General features: G+C 58.3%; 14 protein-coding genes and 1 pseudogene. 8 read left to right on the forward strand and 7 right to left on the reverse strand.

What is annotated here, in order from left to right; translation table 11 throughout:
* The 3 genes and pseudogenes from NW840_RS06465 to NW840_RS06475 all read right to left on the reverse strand — a co-directional run.
* Positions 1-219 (reverse strand): annotated as a pseudogene (locus tag NW840_RS06465) ((2Fe-2S) ferredoxin domain-containing protein); the annotation flags it as partial.
* The gene (locus NW840_RS06470; RefSeq protein ID WP_414343199.1) at positions 203-481 is read right to left on the reverse strand and encodes an Asr1405/Asl0597 family protein; all 279 of its coding nucleotides are present in this window, start codon (positions 479-481) and stop codon (positions 203-205) included. The gene NW840_RS06470 and the pseudogene NW840_RS06465, both read right to left, overlap by 17 nt.
* 123 nt (positions 482-604) lie before the next feature.
* Entirely contained in the window at positions 605-1,156 is a 552-nt protein-coding gene (locus NW840_RS06475; RefSeq protein ID WP_414343201.1) for a Dps family protein, read from the reverse strand.
* A gap of 422 nt (positions 1,157-1,578) precedes the next feature.
* Between NW840_RS06475 and NW840_RS06480 the strand changes: the two genes are divergently transcribed.
* Positions 1,579-2,706: a YcjF family protein gene (locus NW840_RS06480; protein ID WP_414343203.1), complete on the forward strand. Its 1,128-nt coding sequence runs from the start codon at positions 1,579-1,581 to the stop codon at positions 2,704-2,706.
* Here NW840_RS06480 and NW840_RS06485 read toward each other — a convergent pair.
* Both NW840_RS06485 and hslO read right to left on the reverse strand, forming a co-directional pair.
* Entirely contained in the window at positions 2,698-3,702 is a 1,005-nt protein-coding gene (locus NW840_RS06485) for a glycosyltransferase family 2 protein (RefSeq protein WP_414343206.1), read from the reverse strand. The two genes, NW840_RS06480 and NW840_RS06485, sit on opposite strands and share 9 nt — an antisense overlap.
* A 47-nt stretch (positions 3,703-3,749) precedes the next feature.
* Entirely contained in the window at positions 3,750-4,640 is an 891-nt protein-coding gene (gene hslO / locus NW840_RS06490) for an Hsp33 family molecular chaperone HslO (RefSeq protein ID WP_414328989.1), read from the reverse strand.
* A gap of 342 nt (positions 4,641-4,982) precedes the next feature.
* Here hslO and NW840_RS06495 point away from each other — a divergent pair, with 342 nt between their 5' ends.
* The 4 genes from NW840_RS06495 (at position 4,983) to NW840_RS06510 (ending at position 7,549) form a co-directional block, all read left to right on the forward strand.
* Complete coding sequence (locus NW840_RS06495) at positions 4,983-5,468, forward strand: allophycocyanin (protein ID WP_414331342.1); 486 nt, start codon at positions 4,983-4,985, stop codon at positions 5,466-5,468.
* 63 nt (positions 5,469-5,531) lie between these two features.
* Positions 5,532-6,017, forward strand: coding sequence for an allophycocyanin subunit beta (gene apcB / locus NW840_RS06500; protein ID WP_011433054.1), 486 nt, complete (start codon positions 5,532-5,534; stop codon positions 6,015-6,017).
* Positions 6,018-6,183: 166 nt separating this feature from the next.
* On the forward strand, positions 6,184-6,387 hold the full coding sequence (locus tag NW840_RS06505) for a phycobilisome linker polypeptide (protein ID WP_011433055.1): 204 nt from the start codon (positions 6,184-6,186) through the stop codon (positions 6,385-6,387).
* 133 nt (positions 6,388-6,520) lie between these two features.
* Positions 6,521-7,549 (forward strand): ATP-binding cassette domain-containing protein, encoded by a 1,029-nt coding sequence (locus NW840_RS06510; protein ID WP_011433056.1) that lies wholly within the window; start codon positions 6,521-6,523, stop codon positions 7,547-7,549.
* Between the two features lie 130 nt (positions 7,550-7,679).
* Here NW840_RS06510 and NW840_RS06515 read toward each other — a convergent pair whose 3' ends face one another.
* Positions 7,680-9,320 carry a 2-isopropylmalate synthase gene (locus NW840_RS06515; protein WP_414343208.1) on the reverse strand — a complete coding sequence of 547 codons (1,641 nt, stop codon included), beginning with the start codon at positions 9,318-9,320 and terminating at the stop codon, positions 7,680-7,682.
* Positions 9,321-9,379: 59 nt separating this feature from the next.
* Positions 9,380-10,300 (reverse strand): arylamine N-acetyltransferase family protein, encoded by a 921-nt coding sequence (locus NW840_RS06520; protein ID WP_414343211.1) that lies wholly within the window; start codon positions 10,298-10,300, stop codon positions 9,380-9,382.
* 258 nt (positions 10,301-10,558) lie between these two features.
* Here NW840_RS06520 and NW840_RS06525 point away from each other — a divergent pair, with 258 nt between their 5' ends.
* The 3 genes from NW840_RS06525 (at position 10,559) to NW840_RS06535 (ending at position 15,328) form a co-directional block, all read left to right on the forward strand.
* On the forward strand, positions 10,559-10,840 hold the full coding sequence (locus NW840_RS06525) for a MoaD/ThiS family protein (protein ID WP_414343214.1): 282 nt from the start codon (positions 10,559-10,561) through the stop codon (positions 10,838-10,840).
* Between the two features lie 59 nt (positions 10,841-10,899).
* The gene (locus NW840_RS06530) at positions 10,900-13,038 is read left to right on the forward strand and encodes a polyribonucleotide nucleotidyltransferase (protein ID WP_011433060.1); all 2,139 of its coding nucleotides are present in this window, start codon (positions 10,900-10,902) and stop codon (positions 13,036-13,038) included.
* Between the two features lie 106 nt (positions 13,039-13,144).
* Positions 13,145-15,328 (forward strand): CHASE2 domain-containing protein, encoded by a 2,184-nt coding sequence (locus NW840_RS06535; RefSeq protein ID WP_414343215.1) that lies wholly within the window; start codon positions 13,145-13,147, stop codon positions 15,326-15,328.
* Positions 15,329-15,622: the final 294 nt, after the last annotated feature.

Consider the following 15,622-nt stretch of genomic DNA (forward strand, 5'->3'; position numbering starts at 1 on the left):
GTGCAGATCCACTTCTCGCTCCCCCGAGATCTGCACCGCATCGCCAGGTTTGAGGGTGCGGTAAAGGGCAGAACGCAGGGGCTTGGGGATCTTGCCGGAAAAAACGTCCGCTCCGGCTTGCCAACGCAGGTACTTGAGCTTGCCGTCTTTATCGGGAAGAAATCCCAAAAACTGGCCCTCCGACTCAAACGGGATTCCTTGCTTAGGGAACTTGCTCATCTTGACCCCCAGCCTCCGTGTTGAGCTGCCAACAAACCTCTAGGCCATCCAATAACTCCTGTCGCCGCGCTGTGTGCTGACGGATCACACTGCGCACCTGTAGAACAGCCAATGGAGTACTCACCTCCACCCGCAGACGACCATCTCCTGTACAAATCGCCGGGATCCCCAATTCCACTAACCGCCGACCGATGCGCCAGCGCTCGCCCAGAGGAATATCCAAAAGATAACCGCGCTCAGAGTCCAGAAAGGCGGGGTTCATGGCCGGGATCAGCACCTCAGAGTAAAGAATAGTGAAGAGATGAAACAAATTCTCAATAGCCTTTCAAAAAAAAGCCAGAGGCCGGAAGCTAGGCAGGCTCAAGCCCACCTGTGGACCTTCTGGCTAGGCTCTGCCGTTCATCAAGCCGAACACCAGGCTGTCGTTGGCCAGGAAGTGATGGAGATGGAAAGCGCGATCCTCTGTCTTCAACAGGATTTGCTCGTAGAGGTAGCGGGTGGCCCGATCCCCAAGGCTCTCCGCCTGGGCTGCCTGCCGCCGCAGCAGATCGATGATGGCCTGCTCTGCCGCCAGGTCGTTCATTAACATTTGCCGCGCCCCAAAAGCTCCATCCGGCTCAGGGGTAAAGCAGCAAAGCTGGGCCAAGGTGGCAAAGCTGGCTACCGGCACACCTCCCAGCCCTTCTAGGCGTTCTCCCAGGTCGTGGACATGCTCCCTCGCCTGCTCGTAATGATCTTTGAAAAGCTGGTGCAGCGGATAAAACTCGGTGCCCTCCACCACGAAGTGATGCTTCTGGTACTGCAAGTACAGCCCCTGGAAGCTGGCCAGCAGGGCGTTCATCCCCTCGCAAACCGGCTGGGTTATCTCAGTGCCAAGCAAGACAGGATTGTCGCGCACGCTGTTGAAAGACTGGCGCAGGGTTGAAGTTTCGGACATAAAATTCTCCAGCACAAGTTAAGAGGAGCTGCGAATCCTAAACTGCCCGCCATAGCGGGCCTGGGATCCTTGGGTGTTTATCTCCAAATCTAGCATAGTGCAGAAAATGGCTCTTGTGAATAACTCTCAATAAGCCCGTTGTTGCAGATCCCTTTGGAGTGGGATCAGGGCGCAGACAGATTGGCTCTTGGCTAGGTCAGTCTCCGGTATCGGAAGAAACTTGGCAGTAGGATCCGCCCTGAACTACCTTTGTGGGGCTATCGGCCTTAGGGGAAGAAGCAAGAAGCATGTCTCAGAAAAGCCCATCCTTCTTAGAGAAACTGACTGACCTAACCCGCCAAATTGTTGACCGTGCCCGAGGCATCCCAGAAGCTTCTGAATCTCTCGAGAAGCCAGAAGCCTTTAAGTCTTTCTGGAATTCGGTGTCTCAGATACTACAGAAGGACCTCCTAGAGGCGCAGACAGAGTTGGGCCACTGCAACATCCTGGTCATTGGCAAAAGCGGGGTGGGCAAGAGCACCTTGGTCAATGCAGTGTTTAGAGATGAGCTGGCCCGTACCGGTGTTGGCAGCCCCGTCACCCGCCACATTCGTCAGTATTCCAAGCCAGGTTGCCCAATCACCATCTACGATACACCTGGCATGGAACTAGACGGTGAACAGAATCAGCAAGTTCGCCTGGAGGTTTCCCAGCTTATCGAGGAGCTGCGCTTTAAGGATCCTGAACATCACATCCATGTTGTTTGGTACTGCCTCCACCACGAACTGAAGCGGTTGGAGGAAGTTGAACGCAAATGGCTAAAGGAGTTGGAACTCAAAGACGTTCCCGTCATCTTGGTCTTAACCCAATGCTTGGAATATCCCAATCCTGAAGAGAGCGAGTTTTTCCGGTATTTGCAGCATCAAAATTTGCCTGTCCGCTACATTGTTCCCGTTTTGGCCCGCAACAAGGCGATTAACCGGCAAATTACCATTCCTGCCCACGGGCTGGAGCACCTAATTGGCTGCACGCTAGAGCTTTTGCCGGAAGTGGCTCGCCTTGCCTTTATCCGCCAGCAATTGCTGCGGGTGGATCTCAAAGCCGAGGCTGCCTTTAAGTACGTATCAGGCTATGTGGCCAGTGCAGCGTTTATCGGGGCAGTGCCCCTTCCCTTTGCAGATGCCCCTCTGTTGGTTACAGCCCAAGCAGGCATGATTGCCAATATCAGCTTTATTTTTGGCTTCGAGGCTTCCCCTTCTTTTTACTACTCTTTGATAGCCGCTTTGGCAGGCACTACAATTACAACAGCAATCGGGCGAACGATTGTGTCCAACTTGCTGAAGATGATTCCCGGCCCGGGGATTGTAGGCAGCGCTATCCAATCCACTACGGCAGCCACCCTCACTCTCTCTCTGGGCCTGGCCTATATCGAGCTGATGAAGGCCATCGCCCGCGCCAAAATCCAAGGGATCCAGCTATCTCCAGAAGAGATGAAAGATATCTTTATACGCGAGTACCAAAGTTATGTTGCCTCGGGATCCAAAACTCTGAAAGATGACTTTTCATCCTAGCTTTTGCGTAGGTACTGAATCTAGGGCAGGGGAAGGTCGTGGGGTCTCAAACCCAAAGGTGCCATCGACCAGGTAGAGGGGGCGGCCTTTCACTTCTTCAAAAACGCGGCCTAAATACTCGCCAATCACGCCCAAGCTGATCAGCTGGATCCCGCCCAAAAACAAGATCATCACCGCTAAAGAGGCATAGCCAGGTACATCGGAGCCAAAGAGCAAGGTGCGGATGATGAGAAAAAGGCCATACAAAAAGGCTGGAACCGAGATCGCCAACCCTATGTAGCTCCACACCCGCAACGGCCAAGAGCTAAAAGAGGTGATGCCTTCTATGGCTAGGTTCCACAGCCGCCAGTAGTTCCACTGGGTTTTGCCGCGAAAGCGGGGGGCGCGATCGTAAAAAATGGCCGTTTGCCGGTAGCCCACCCAGGCAAAGATCCCTTTCATAAAGCGGGTGCGCTCTCGCAGCTGTTTAACTGCCTCCACCACCTGCCGATCCAGCAGTCGAAAATCCCCCGTATTGCGCGGGATCCGCACCTGGCTGAGTTGATCAATCAACCAATAGAAGCCGTTGGCTGTAAAGCGTTTTAGCCAGCTCTCCCCGCGGCGGCTGCGGCGCACCGCATAAACCACCTGATAGCCCTGCCGCCACTGCTGCAGCATCTCCGGGATCAGCTCCGGCGGATCTTGCAAGTCGGCATCGATGGGAACAACAGCTCGACCAGAGGCGTGATCGAGGCCGGCAGTAAGGGCGATCTCCTTGCCAAAACACCGGGAAAGGTTCACCACTTTGATACGGGGATCCTGATGGTGAAAGGCGATCAGCTTTTCCAGTGTGTCGTCTTGGCTGCCATCGTTGACACAAATGATCTCGTAGGGAATCCCTAAAGGATCCAAGGTCTGCCGCAGACGCTCAAACAGGTGTTCCAGGTTGTCCGCCTCATTTTTGCAGGGGACAACAACCGATAATTCAACCAACTCAACCGGGGGCTCAGACAACATCGAGAGGTGTCAGAATCGGGATCCCGTAGTTGGCCATCATTGTGCCATCAGGGGGTGGCCGACATCTCCGCCACAATCGAGCGCAGCTCGTCTTCCGAGATGCGGTAGACCTCGTTGCAGAATTGGCAAACCGCTTCTGCCCCCTTGTCGGTGTGGATCATATCGAGCAACTCGTCCCGCCCCAGCATGCGCAGAGCCCCCTTCACCCGGTCGGAATTGCACTTGCAGTAGAAGCGGATGGTGCGCATTTCCGGCGCAATTTTCAGATCCAAGTCGCCCAGGCAGATTTGCAACAGCTCCCGCAAGCCGCCGCCACCAGCCAACATCGGGCTAAATTCTTCCACTTTGGCCAAACGGGCTTCCATCTCTGGGATCAGACTGGCCGGCGCCCCTGGCATCAGTTGCAACAACACCCCACCGGCGGCACGTACCCGCTGCGAGTCAAGGTTTACCCCCAGAAGGACTGCCGAGGGAATCTGCTCTGAGGAGGAGAGGTAGTAGGTGATATCGTCTCCCACCTCTCCCGAAACCAGCTCCACCGCGCTGGTGTAGGGCTGGCCGTACCCCAGATCCCGCAGCACATGGAGGTAGCCATAGCGCCCAACGGCTTGGCCCACATCCAACTTGCTCTCGGCAGTGAGAGGAAGCTCAATGGCGGGGTTGCTCACATACCCGCGTACCGTGCCATCCAAGCCGGCATCCACCCAGATGTTGCCCAAGGGGCCATTCCCTTTCAGTTGCAGGTTAATCCGCGCCTGGCGTCGCTTCAAGTTGGCCGCCAGCAACAGGGCTGCGCTCATGGCCCGCCCCAAGGCCACTGTCGCCACATAGGAGAGCTTGTGCCGCTCCCTTGCCTCTTGTACCGCCTGGGTGGCCACCAAGCCCACCACTCGGATTTTGCCTTCTGCCGCCGTGGCCCGGATGAGGTGATCCGGCAGAGATGAGGGCGTACCCTCAGAAATACCTTTCGCTCGCTTCAATCGTTCTGACCCAGAGGCATCCGTCATCGCAACCTCAACGCATGTCTTAAACCAAGCCTGCAGGGATCCCCTGGCGACTCAGCCTTCATTCTAAGTGAGTCTAAGTGAGATTGTAGCCCCTCTCTTGCCGGACTTTGGGGAGGGAACTGCCCTGTCGGGGCGGGAATGGGACTGTCCCTTTTCTGGGAGAGATTTTAAGAAGTGTGAAGATCTGAGATGGCAGACGGCAAGCATATCGGAAAATAACTTGCGGGTATGCTCGTCATACTCTTTAAAAAATCGACTTGAGGATGGATATCCATGAGTGTTGTTACGAAATCGATTGTGAACGCGGACGCGGAGGCCCGCTACCTCAGCCCGGGGGAACTGGATCGGATCAAGTCCTTTGTTGCCTCGGGTGAGAAGCGGTTGCGCATTGCTCAAGTCTTAACCGAGTCTCGTGAGCGCATCGTCAAACAAGCTGCCGACCAGCTCTTCCAGAAGCGCCCTGACATTGTCTCTCCGGGGGGCAATGCCTACGGGGAAGAGATGACGGCGACTTGCCTGCGGGATATGGACTACTACCTGCGCCTGATCACCTATGGTGTCATTGCCGGCGATGTCACCCCAATCGAAGAGATCGGCCTGGTGGGTGTTCGCGAGATGTACAACTCTTTGGGCACACCCATTCCGGCGGTGGCCGAGAGCATTCGTCAAATGAAGCAGGTGGCCATGGGTCTGCTCTCTCCTGACGATGCGGCTGAAGCCGGCTACTACTTCGACTTTGTGGTGGGGGCAATGAGCTAATCCCTCATTGTTTTTGCCGCACAACCCTTTGCTGTTCGTCGATTTGGATTTAGGAAGCTCATCATGCAAGACGCAATTACTGCTGTAATCAACAGCTACGATGTTCAAGGCAAGTATCTGGACAGCTCGGCCATGGAGAAGTTGAAAGCCTTCTTCGCCACGGGCGAGCTGCGGGTGCGGGCGGCTGCCACCATCGCGGCCAATGCCTCCACCATCGTCAAGGATGCTGCTGCCAAGGCGTTGCTGTACTCTGATCTCACCCGTCCTGGCGGCAACATGTACACCACCCGTCGCTATGCTGCCTGCATCCGCGACATGGACTACTACCTGCGCTACGCCACCTACGCCATGCTGGCCGGGGATCCCTCCATTCTGGACGAGCGGGTGCTGAACGGGCTCAAGGAGACCTACAATTCCCTGGGAGTGCCCATTGGGGCAACCATCCAGGCCATCCAAGCCATGAAAGAGGTAACTGCCGCTCTGGTGGGTGCTGAGGCCGGCAAGGAAATGGGGGTGTACTTCGATTACATCTGCTCTGGCCTGAGCTAACTCCCGGCGTCATTGCCTCAGGGGAGGTGCATTCTTCAACGAGCACGGCGGGCGATTTGCCACAGGGATCTGGTGTGCTAGCTGAAGTACGCGAGCTTTCTGGGGTGAGTCGCCTGTTTTGCTGGTCAAGATAGCCCATTTTGTTGTTGAGCGGGGATCCCATATCATGCGCATGTTCAAGATCACGGCCTGTGTGCCCAGCCAAACCCGAATTCGCACCCAGCGGGAGCTGCAAAATACCTACTTCACCAAGCTGGTGCCCTATGAGAACTGGTTTCGGGAACAGCAGCGCATCCAGAAATCGGGTGGCCGCATCCTGAAGGTGGAGCTGGCCACGGGTAAGCCTGGGATGGACGTAGGACTGCTGTAGTTCCCCTATTCGTTCGTTGCTTTCCCTCGGATACTGAGAAATAGCCCTCTGCAGATCCGGTATGCCCAGCTCTGGAAGCTCTGTTCTTGGGGTTGGAGTAGCGGATCTGGCCGTTTTGTAGGGGTGGGGGTAGATGTTGCCTGATGTGCCGACCCGGTTGGAGCCAATCATCGCTGCCCACAACCTGAGCAAGGTTTACCCGGTGGCCGTCAAGGATCCCGGAGTGGTTGGCACCCTGCGCCACTTTTTTCGCCGCACCTATCGCCACATCCCGGCAGTGCAGTCCGTGAGCTTTCAAGTTCAGCCGGGGGAGATGGTGGGATTTTTGGGGCCCAACGGGGCGGGCAAGACCACTACCCTCAAGATGTTGACTGGTTTGATCTATCCGTCCGGCGGCACGGTGCAAGTGGTGGGTCATGTGCCTTACCGCCGGGAGCCGGCGTTTTTGCGGCAGATCACCCTGGTGATGGGGCAGAAGCAGCAGCTCATCTGGGATCTGCCGGCAATGGACTCTTTGCGCATCAACGCTGCCGTTTACGAGATCCCTGAGAAGGAGTTTCGGGAGCGGGTGGGGGAGCTGGCGGAGCTGCTCGACCTAGAAAGCAAGCTGAAGCAACCAGTGCGCAAGCTTTCCTTGGGGGAGCGGATGAAGGCGGAGCTGTTGGCGGCTCTGTTGCACCGCCCGCAGATCTTGTTTTTGGACGAGCCCACCTTGGGGTTGGATGTCAACGCCCAGGCCGGCGTGCGGCAATTTCTGCGGGATTACAACCGCCGCTATGGAGCAACGGTGCTGTTGACCAGCCATTACATGGCCGATATTACTGCGCTGTGCCAACGGGTGCTGGTCATCAACGCGGGGCAGCTCATGTACGATGGCGACCTCGAGGCATTGCTGGAGCGCTTTGCCCCCTACCGAGAGGTGAGGTTGAAATTGGCTCGCCCTTGCCCTGTTGCCCAACTGCAGCTCTATGGAGAGGTGCGCACGGACGGGGATCCGGGCAGCTGTGAGGCGCGGCTGTGGGTGCAGCGGGAGCAGCTCACCCAAACGGTGGCCAAGCTCTTGGCAGAGCTGGATGTGCTGGATCTAACGGTAACCGACCCGCCCATTGAGGAAGTGATCGGGCGGGTGTTTGCGGATGGGATCCCTTCGGCCAGCCCATAGGGTCATTTGCAACAGGGTTAGGTTGAGCGTGGGCTCCCTTCTTCCCCAAGAGGAGAGGGGCTGGGGGTGAGGGTCAGCAGCGAAGGATCCCAGCTTTGTTGGAAACGACTGGGATTCCCTAACCCTTCCCTCAGATCTTCTGGGCAGCAGCCTCGCGCTGGTCAGCCGTCGAGCGTGCCGCGTGCAGCGCAGAGTAGAGCTTGTTGAGGGCATTCATGTAGGCTTGGGCCGAAGCGACGATGATGTCGGTGTTGGCGGCATGGCCGGAAAAGATGCGGTCTTCGTGGCGCAGGCGGATGGTGACTTCCCCAATGGCGTCGATGCCGGCAGTAACCGATTGGACAGAAAACTCGATTAACTTGTTGGGGATATTGACAATGCGGTTGATGGCCTTGTACACCGCATCCACCGGGCCTGTGCCCACGGCAGCGTCCACCCGCTCTTCCCCTTCCGGGGTTACCAGGCGCACCGTGGCAGTGGGAGCCTCTCGATTGCCACACACCACTTGGACATGCTCCAGGCGGTAGAGTTCGGGCACCGGGCGAGTTTCGTCGTTAACAATCGCTTCCAGATCCAGGTCGGAGATTTCTTTTTTCTTGTCAGCCAGCTCTTTGAAGCGCAAGAAGGCCTTGTTCAGATCCTGCTCCGACAGCTCGAACCCCAGTTCTTTGAGGCGGGTGCGAAAGGCGTTGCGGCCCGAGTGCTTGCCCAACACCAAGGTGCTCGATTGCAGGCCGATGGTCTGGGCATCCATGATCTCATAGGTCTGGCGGTTCTTCAACATGCCGTCCTGGTGGATGCCAGATTCGTGGGCAAAGGCGTTGGAGCCGACGATAGCCTTGTTGGGCTGCACCAACATGCCAGTGAGGTTGGAGACGAGGCGCGAGGTGCGATAGATCTCCTGAGTTTTGATGTGGGTGAGGGGCTTCTCGGAGTCCACCGGCAGGCCGAAGTAGGGGTTGAAGTAGCTGCGCCGCACATGCAGGGCCATCACCAACTCTTCCAGGGCTGTGTTGCCGGCCCGCTCACCAATGCCGTTGACCGTCACTTCCACCTGACGGGCGCCCTGCTTAATCGCTTCCAAGAAGTTGGCCACCGAGACGCCCAGATCGTCGTGGCCGTGCACAGAAAGGATCGCTTGCTTGATGTTGGGCACGTTCTCGCGGATGCCCTTGATCAGTTGGCCGAACTCCTCCGGCATGACGTAGCCGACGGTATCGGGGATGTTGATGGTTTTGGCCCCCGCCCGAATGGCCGCCTCGATGACCTGGTATAGGAACTCTGGGTCAGAGCGGGTGGCATCCATCATGGAAAACTCCACATCCTCCACGAAGGACTTGGCGTAGGCCACCATCTCTTCGGCAATTTGCAGCACTTCGGCGCGGGTTTTGCGCAACTGATACTTCAAGTGAATGTCTGAGGTGGAGATGAAGGTGTGGATGCGGGGCTTGGCAGCAGGCTTCAGGGCGGCGGCGGCGGCCTCAATGTCCGGCTTTAGGGCACGGGCCAGGCTGCAAATCACAGGGCCATCGGGGGTTCCCACCTGCTCGGCCACCTTCTGCACGGCCTCAAAGTCACCAGGGCTGGCATAGGCAAATCCCGCTTCGATGATATCGACGCCCAGCCGGGCCAACTGCCGGGCAATGGCCAGCTTTTCTTCGGTGTTGAGGGTGGCGCCGGGGCACTGCTCCCCGTCTCGCAGGGTGGTGTCGAAAATGAGTACATGATCCAAAGCTTGGCCATCAAACGCAGCGACCGCGGCAGCATCCATAACGGTTACTGAGATAACGAAACATTGCCTTACTATTTTGACATTAACTGGCAGGGGTTCTAACCTGGCTCGGGGGAGATTGGGGTGGGCTCTGTTAAATTGCCATTTGGCTTGTTTTCCCTGCGTTCCTCGGCGGCAGAAGGAGATGGAGAAAGGTGGATCCCGAAGGCGCAGGCGAGCAGTTGTTCATACTCTTTCTCATCCCTGAGAGGGTGTTCCCAGCGGCCTTCTGGGGTGGTCTCGATCCACTTAAAAGAGCCATTGGCGCGGGCGGTGAGGGTGACCCGTCCGGTCGGAGTGGCCAGGGTGCAAAGGCGCAGCCGGGTAAACATCGATTCTGGCGAAGTTTGGTGAAAGTGGCACATGGGCTCGAACTCCTGCAGGGAGCGTGGGATCCGATCCAGAAGAAATAGAGTTTTCCAGGTGCGATCCGGCTGTTCCTGCTGAACGAGCCAATAACGGCAAGCAGTGGGATCCCCTGGCCAAGGGGTGAGGCGGTAGCGTCCTTCAGCCTGGGCTTGAATCCCGGGATCCCCCAGCCGCAACGGCTCGCGAAAGGCCTCCCCATACCCCACATCTGCCAGCCAGGCTTCATCGCCGATGTTCACCTGCACAGCCAAGTGGTCGCACTCAGGTCCAAAGCGGACATCGGACTCCGTCGGAGTAGCGCGAACGGCGCGGCTCACCTGTCCTGAGAGCAGGTGTACCGAAAACCCCATTCCCTGCAAGGCAGCGGCCAGCAGGCTGTTCAGCTCGAAGCAAAACCCACCCCGCCGCTCCCGGACAATCTTGTGAAACAGGGGATCCCGCTCCAGGCAAATGGCGCGACCCCGATGAATGTCCAGATTTTCAAACGGCACCCTCAGCAGGTGGGCTCGGTGGATCTGGCGGAGGGTTTGCAGGGTGGACTGGGTGGAGCCAACGTAGCCGATCCGATCCAAGTAGGCCCTGATTTGGGAGGGGGTCAGTGGCTCTAGCATCAGCACAGAAACCGGTTGGCTGCAAACTGCAAAGCAAGCTTTTGACCTACCCTAGCCTTGCCACGAATCCCCGGCCAGAGCCAGAAGAACAGTTCACTGGAATCTGAAAGACGGCATCTTTTCCCCGGAGCCGATTTTTCTGTGGCTGTAGGGATCCCTGATGAGTAGGAGATGGGCAGAGGATTCTGGTGGACGGCCAGGCCCAAGCTTGCCCAAGATGGTTTACAAGACCGTCCAAAGCAGGTGGGAGCGCTACCGATGGCTGCTGCCCAAAATTTGCCCTCCGATGAGCTTTTTCCCATCACGCTGAAGCTCTTTGCCGTCTATCAAGAAGTAATCGGACAAACCGAGATGTGCCTGCAGGTGAGCCCTGGTACCACCGTCGGGCAACTGTGCGATCAACTGATCCAGCGCTACCCCAGCTTGGCTCCTTGGCGCTCCCAAACGCGCTTCGGTCTCAACCTCAATTTTGTAGCTGCCGACACTCCCCTATCGGCGGGAGACGAAGTCGTTCTGATCCCTCCGGTCAGCGGGGGCTGAAAAGGAGCAAAAGGAGAATGCTACGATAGCGGCAAGAAAAAAAGAAGGCGAAGCGTTACATGGCAGAATACACTCGGTCGATTTCCTTTTATGGGCGGGAAATTGACATCAATATTGGGCTGATGGCCCCCCAGGCAGGGTGTGGGGTTTGGCTGACTTCGGGCGAAACCTCGATTTTGGTTACCGCCACACGGCAGCCAGGCCGGCCTGGCGTTGATTTTATGCCCTTGTTGGTCGATTACGAAGAGCGCCTCTACGCAGCGGGGCGGATCCCAGGGGGATATCTGCGGCGAGAAGGCCGGCCACCGGAACGGGCCACTTTGATCTCTCGCTTAATAGACCGACCCATTCGTCCGTTGTTCCCGGAATGGCTGCGGGATGATGTGCAGGTGGTGGCCACCACCCTCTCTGTAGATGATACGGTGCCGCCCGATGTGTTGTGTATTTTGGGAGCCTCGTTGGCCATTCACGGTGCTCGCATCCCCTTCAACGGCCCGGTGGCGGCGGTGCGGGTGGGCTTGGTCAAGGATGAATTTATCCTCAACCCCACCTATGCCGAAATTGAGGCGGGCGATCTGGATTTGGTGGTGGCCGGCTGTGCCGATGGCGTGATCATGGTGGAAGCCGGGGCCAACCAACTGCCGGAAAAGGATGTGGTGGAGGCCATCGAGTTTGGTTTTGAGGCCATCCAGGAGCTGCTCAAAGCCCAACAGCAAGTCCTGGCGGATCTCAACATCACCCCGGTAGAGCTGCCCCCTCCCCCCAAAAACGAGGAGCTGATTGCTTTTGTGGAAGAGCAGGCTCAGGAGGGCATTCGCTCCATCCTCAGGCAGTTTTTGGACAAGACCAGCCGGGAACAGCAACTGGAGGAGCTCAAGGCCAAGCTGGAGGCCCAAATCCAGGAACGGCCAGAGGGGGATCCCTTGCGGCTCTATCTTCTGGAAAACCCCAAGGAGTTGGACAACCAGTTCAAGGCTCTGCTCAAGAAGCTGATGCGCCAGCAGATCCTGCAAGAGGGGGTGCGGGTGGATGGGCGCAAGCTGGACGAGGTGCGACCGGTCTCTTGCCGGGTGGGTTTGATCCCAAGGGTGCACGGCAGTGCCCTGTTCAATCGCGGCCTCACCCAAGTCCTTTCCATTACCACCCTCGGCACCCCCGGCGATGCCCAGGAGCTGGACGACTTGCACCCGGTGGATGAGAAGCGCTACATGCACCACTACAATTTTCCGGGCTTTTCAGTGGGAGAAACGCGGCCTTCACGCTCCCCGGGGCGGCGGGAGATCGGTCATGGGGCGCTGGCGGAGCGGGCCTTGGTGCCGGTGCTGCCCAAGGAAGAGGAGTTTCCCTATGTGGTGAGGGTGGTCTCGGAAGTGCTCTCCTCCAACGGCTCCACCTCGATGGGATCCGTCTGTGGCTCCACTCTTTCCCTAATGGATGCTGGGGTGCCGATCAAAGCGCCGGTCAGCGGGGTGGCCATGGGCCTTATTAAGGAGGGGGATGAGGTGCGCATCCTCACCGACATCCAGGGGATCGAGGACTTTCTGGGGGACATGGACTTCAAGGTGGCCGGTACGCGGGCGGGGATCACCGCTCTGCAAATGGACATGAAAATCACCGGCATCACCGTTGACGTGGTGGAACAGGCCATCCGGCAAGCCAAGGCCGGACGCGAGTTCATCCTCGACAAGATGCTGGAGACGATTGCTGCGCCTCGACCCCAGTTGGCCAAAACGGCTCCTCGTCTGCTCACGTTCAAGGTGGATCCGGAGGACATCGGCAAGATCATCGGCCCCGGTGGCAAGACCGTGCGCGGCATCACCGAAGCGACAGGGGCCAAGGTGGACATCAGCGACGACGGCACAATCACCGTGTCTTCCTCGGTGGGCGGCCAGGCGGAGGCGGCGCGGGCGATGATCGAAAATCTGGTGCGGCGGGTGGAAGAGGGGCAGGTGTATTTGGGCAAGGTGACCCGCATCATCCCCATCGGCGCTTTTGTGGAGTTTTTGCCCGGCAAAGAGGGCATGATCCACATTTCGCAACTGGCGGAGTACCGCGTCGGCAGGGTGGAAGACGAGGTGGCTGTGGAAGATGAGGTGGTGGTCAAGGTGCGCAGCATCGATCACAAAGGCCGTATCAACCTCACTCGCCTCGGCATTAGCCCTGAGGAAGCAGCGCGGGTGCGCAACCATCACCACTGAGGCTGCGGTTTTCCCCCAGCAACGGGGGCCTCGGCAGCTGCCAGAATGGCAACTAGCTCCGCGTCTGCAGTGCCGTTCGCGTCGGGGTTGCGGAGCACTTTGCAGTATGCCGGATTCTATCCCCCACTTGCTCGCTGGCCAAAGCCCTACTTCTCCGGCTCGACCATCCCCCTCCCGGCGGCGGCTGGGCTGGGCGTTGGCTTGGGGCTTGGGTTGGGCTGCTCTGCTTAACCTTTCTGCTCAGCATCCTTTGTTGGTGCGGATGGAGAGCGACGCCCAGGAGTGGCTGTACGCTTGGCGTGGCCCTCAGCAGCCTTCTCCCGAGGTGGTGATCGTCGGCATTGATGGTCGTATAGGACTCGATCGCGACAGCGGTGCGGAGCACGTTCCCGCTAACGGGAACAGCGGACAGGGGGAAAGCAATGGCCGCACCAGTGGTGCAGAGCACCTTGGCCAAAAGGTTGACTTTCTTCTGGAACGGGCCAACTACGCCGGCCTGACCTTGCGTCTATTGGAAGAAGCCAAGGCCAGGGTGGTGGTGCTGAACCTGCCCAGCAGCTTTGTGGTGCCGCAAAACCTGGGCAACGAGAACTTAGATGCCCCTCTACGTCAGGTGGTACAGCGCTACCCAGATCGCTTGGTCTTGGCCACCCGCAGCAGCGAGAGCTTTGGCCGCTCCGAGATTAACATCTACAACCATTTCCTGCCCTTTTCTTCCCTGCGGCTGGAGTACTTGGTGCCGCCAGAACATGTGCAGGGGGTGGTGCAACATCGGGTAGACAGTGCCGGGATCCTGCGCCAGGCCCAGCTGCGGGGGCTCTACCTGCGCCGCGACAGCCAAGAGGAGCAGATGTTCGCCTCGGTCGAGGCTCTGGCTTTTGCCAAATACGACCCGGAGCGGGCCAGCCGCTGGTTTCGAGAACGGGGTTTGCAGCCGATTCAATTCAACCCCCTCGGCTCCCAGCACGGGATCCCCATTATCCCCATCGAACGGGTTTGCCCTCCAGCTGTTCTCCAGGCAGGATCCGGGTCTGTTGCCCCAATGATCAACCCCAGCCAAGCCTGCCGCGGCCAAGAAGGGATCCCTCCCCTCGATCCCGAAGTTGCCGACCAACTGCGGGACAAAATTGTCCTGGTGGGTTTTGTGGGCGGCTACCCCGAAACCTTCCCAGTGCGGACTGCGGATGGATCCCAGATTGCGGCGGTGGAGCTGCAGGCGCAAGTCCTCTCCAGCCTGCTCACCGGGGAGGTCTACCAATCCGTGCCGGGGGGGGTGGCGGTTGCGGTGGTCTTGCTGCTGGGAGTGGGAACGGGACTGCTTTTGGTGCTTTATCGTCCCCCCCTACGTTCGCGTCAGCGGTGCGGAGCACTTTTGAGCCCTTGGGGCTGGAAGCAACAGCAGTTTCTCCTGCGGCCTGTGGTGGGGCTTGCCGTTTACGAAGGGTGGGCTGTGGCCCAGTTTCTACTGGGGCGTTGGGTTTGGCCTCTCGTCTTGCCGGCCCTGGCCAGTGGGCTAACGGGGGTGAGCCTGCTGCTCACTTTGGTCATTGTGGAGAATCAAGAACGGCTCTTGGCCCAGCAACAGGAACTGGAGCGCCTGCGCCGAGCCGAACAGGAGGCCGCCATTGACCAGGCTCGCAAGCTGCTCTACCGAGTAGCCACCGACATTCACGATCGCGAGCTGCAGGAGCTGAAGGTGGTGATGGACAACTTGGAGAGCTTGCAATGGCAGCAGCAGCAAGGCAGGTCGCCCGACCCCGCCGTCTACGATCACCTGCTCGAACAACTGGAGAGGATCGGACGCGGGATCCGGAATCAGCTCAACGATGTGCGCACTCTAGCTGCCAAGCTGCGCATCTCCCCCAGCTTACGAGAAGGGCTGCATCGAGGCATCGAGATCTATCTGGATGAACTGATCCAATCGGGCAGCCTAACGCTATCTGTAGAGCGGCAACTGCAACCTCTGCAGGAGCCCAACACCGGCGAGTGGTTTGATCAGCGAGAAGACATCTTGCGCTTTTTGCGGGAGGCCATCGGCAATGTCATCGCCCATGTACAACCCCCCAAAGGCAATGCTTCCTTTGTCAGAGTGTCGCTGGCCCAAACGGAGCGCCACTGCTGCCTTTCCGTGGTCAACGATGGTATCGAGTACGCTCCCGGCCTCAGCGGCGGCTACGGCAGCAAGGCCATGAACACCATCGCCCGCTATCTACCCAAGGGATCCTGGCATCGCACCCGCACCCCAGAAGGCCATACCCATGTCGAGCTGCACTGGGAGATGCCGCTCTGAAAGACCTACACAGCACTGAACAGAACAGATTTTTGCTCAGCGCTGTTGCTTTCTTCCTGCTTCAGCAACCCTTGACTAGCGGTAGGTTTTAGACCTACCACCCCGCCAGAGGAGTCTCCACAGGCGTTAGTTCCCCCAGAGCTTGGGGTACATTTCAAACGGTAGCTGGGGTCTAGAAACATAAACCTAACCACCCGCTCTCTGCACACTCGCACAACTGCCTAGCGTTTGCACATCAGGTTGTAGAGAACTGTGCAGCAAAGTGAGGACTCCGTCCCACTATCGCGAACAGTC

The organism is Synechococcus sp. R5-13 (genome assembly GCF_047462015.1).
Taxonomy (GTDB): Bacteria; Cyanobacteriota; Cyanobacteriia; order Thermostichales; family Thermostichaceae; genus Thermostichus.

Excerpts from the sequence above, each read along its gene's own strand:
- NW840_RS06470 (WP_414343199.1), bottom strand. The coding sequence starts at position 481 with ATGAACCCCGCCTTTCTGGACTCTGAGCGCGGTTATCTTTTGGATATT.
- NW840_RS06475 (WP_414343201.1), bottom strand. The coding sequence starts at position 1,156 with ATGTCCGAAACTTCAACCCTGCGCCAGTCTTTCAACAGCGTGCGCGAC.
- NW840_RS06485 (WP_414343206.1), bottom strand. The coding sequence starts at position 3,702 with ATGTTGTCTGAGCCCCCGGTTGAGTTGGTTGAATTATCGGTTGTTGTC.
- NW840_RS06495 (WP_414331342.1), top strand. The coding sequence starts at position 4,983 with ATGAGTGTTGTTACGAAATCGATTGTGAACGCGGACGCGGAGGCCCGC.
- apcB (WP_011433054.1), top strand. The coding sequence starts at position 5,532 with ATGCAAGACGCAATTACTGCTGTAATCAACAGCTACGATGTTCAAGGC.
- NW840_RS06505 (WP_011433055.1), top strand. The coding sequence starts at position 6,184 with ATGCGCATGTTCAAGATCACGGCCTGTGTGCCCAGCCAAACCCGAATT.
- NW840_RS06510 (WP_011433056.1), top strand. The coding sequence starts at position 6,521 with ATGTTGCCTGATGTGCCGACCCGGTTGGAGCCAATCATCGCTGCCCAC.
- NW840_RS06515 (WP_414343208.1), bottom strand. The coding sequence starts at position 9,320 with ATGGATGCTGCCGCGGTCGCTGCGTTTGATGGCCAAGCTTTGGATCAT.
- NW840_RS06520 (WP_414343211.1), bottom strand. The coding sequence starts at position 10,300 with ATGCTAGAGCCACTGACCCCCTCCCAAATCAGGGCCTACTTGGATCGG.
- NW840_RS06525 (WP_414343214.1), top strand. The coding sequence starts at position 10,559 with ATGGCTGCTGCCCAAAATTTGCCCTCCGATGAGCTTTTTCCCATCACG.
- NW840_RS06530 (WP_011433060.1), top strand. The coding sequence starts at position 10,900 with ATGGCAGAATACACTCGGTCGATTTCCTTTTATGGGCGGGAAATTGAC.
- NW840_RS06535 (WP_414343215.1), top strand. The coding sequence starts at position 13,145 with ATGCCGGATTCTATCCCCCACTTGCTCGCTGGCCAAAGCCCTACTTCT.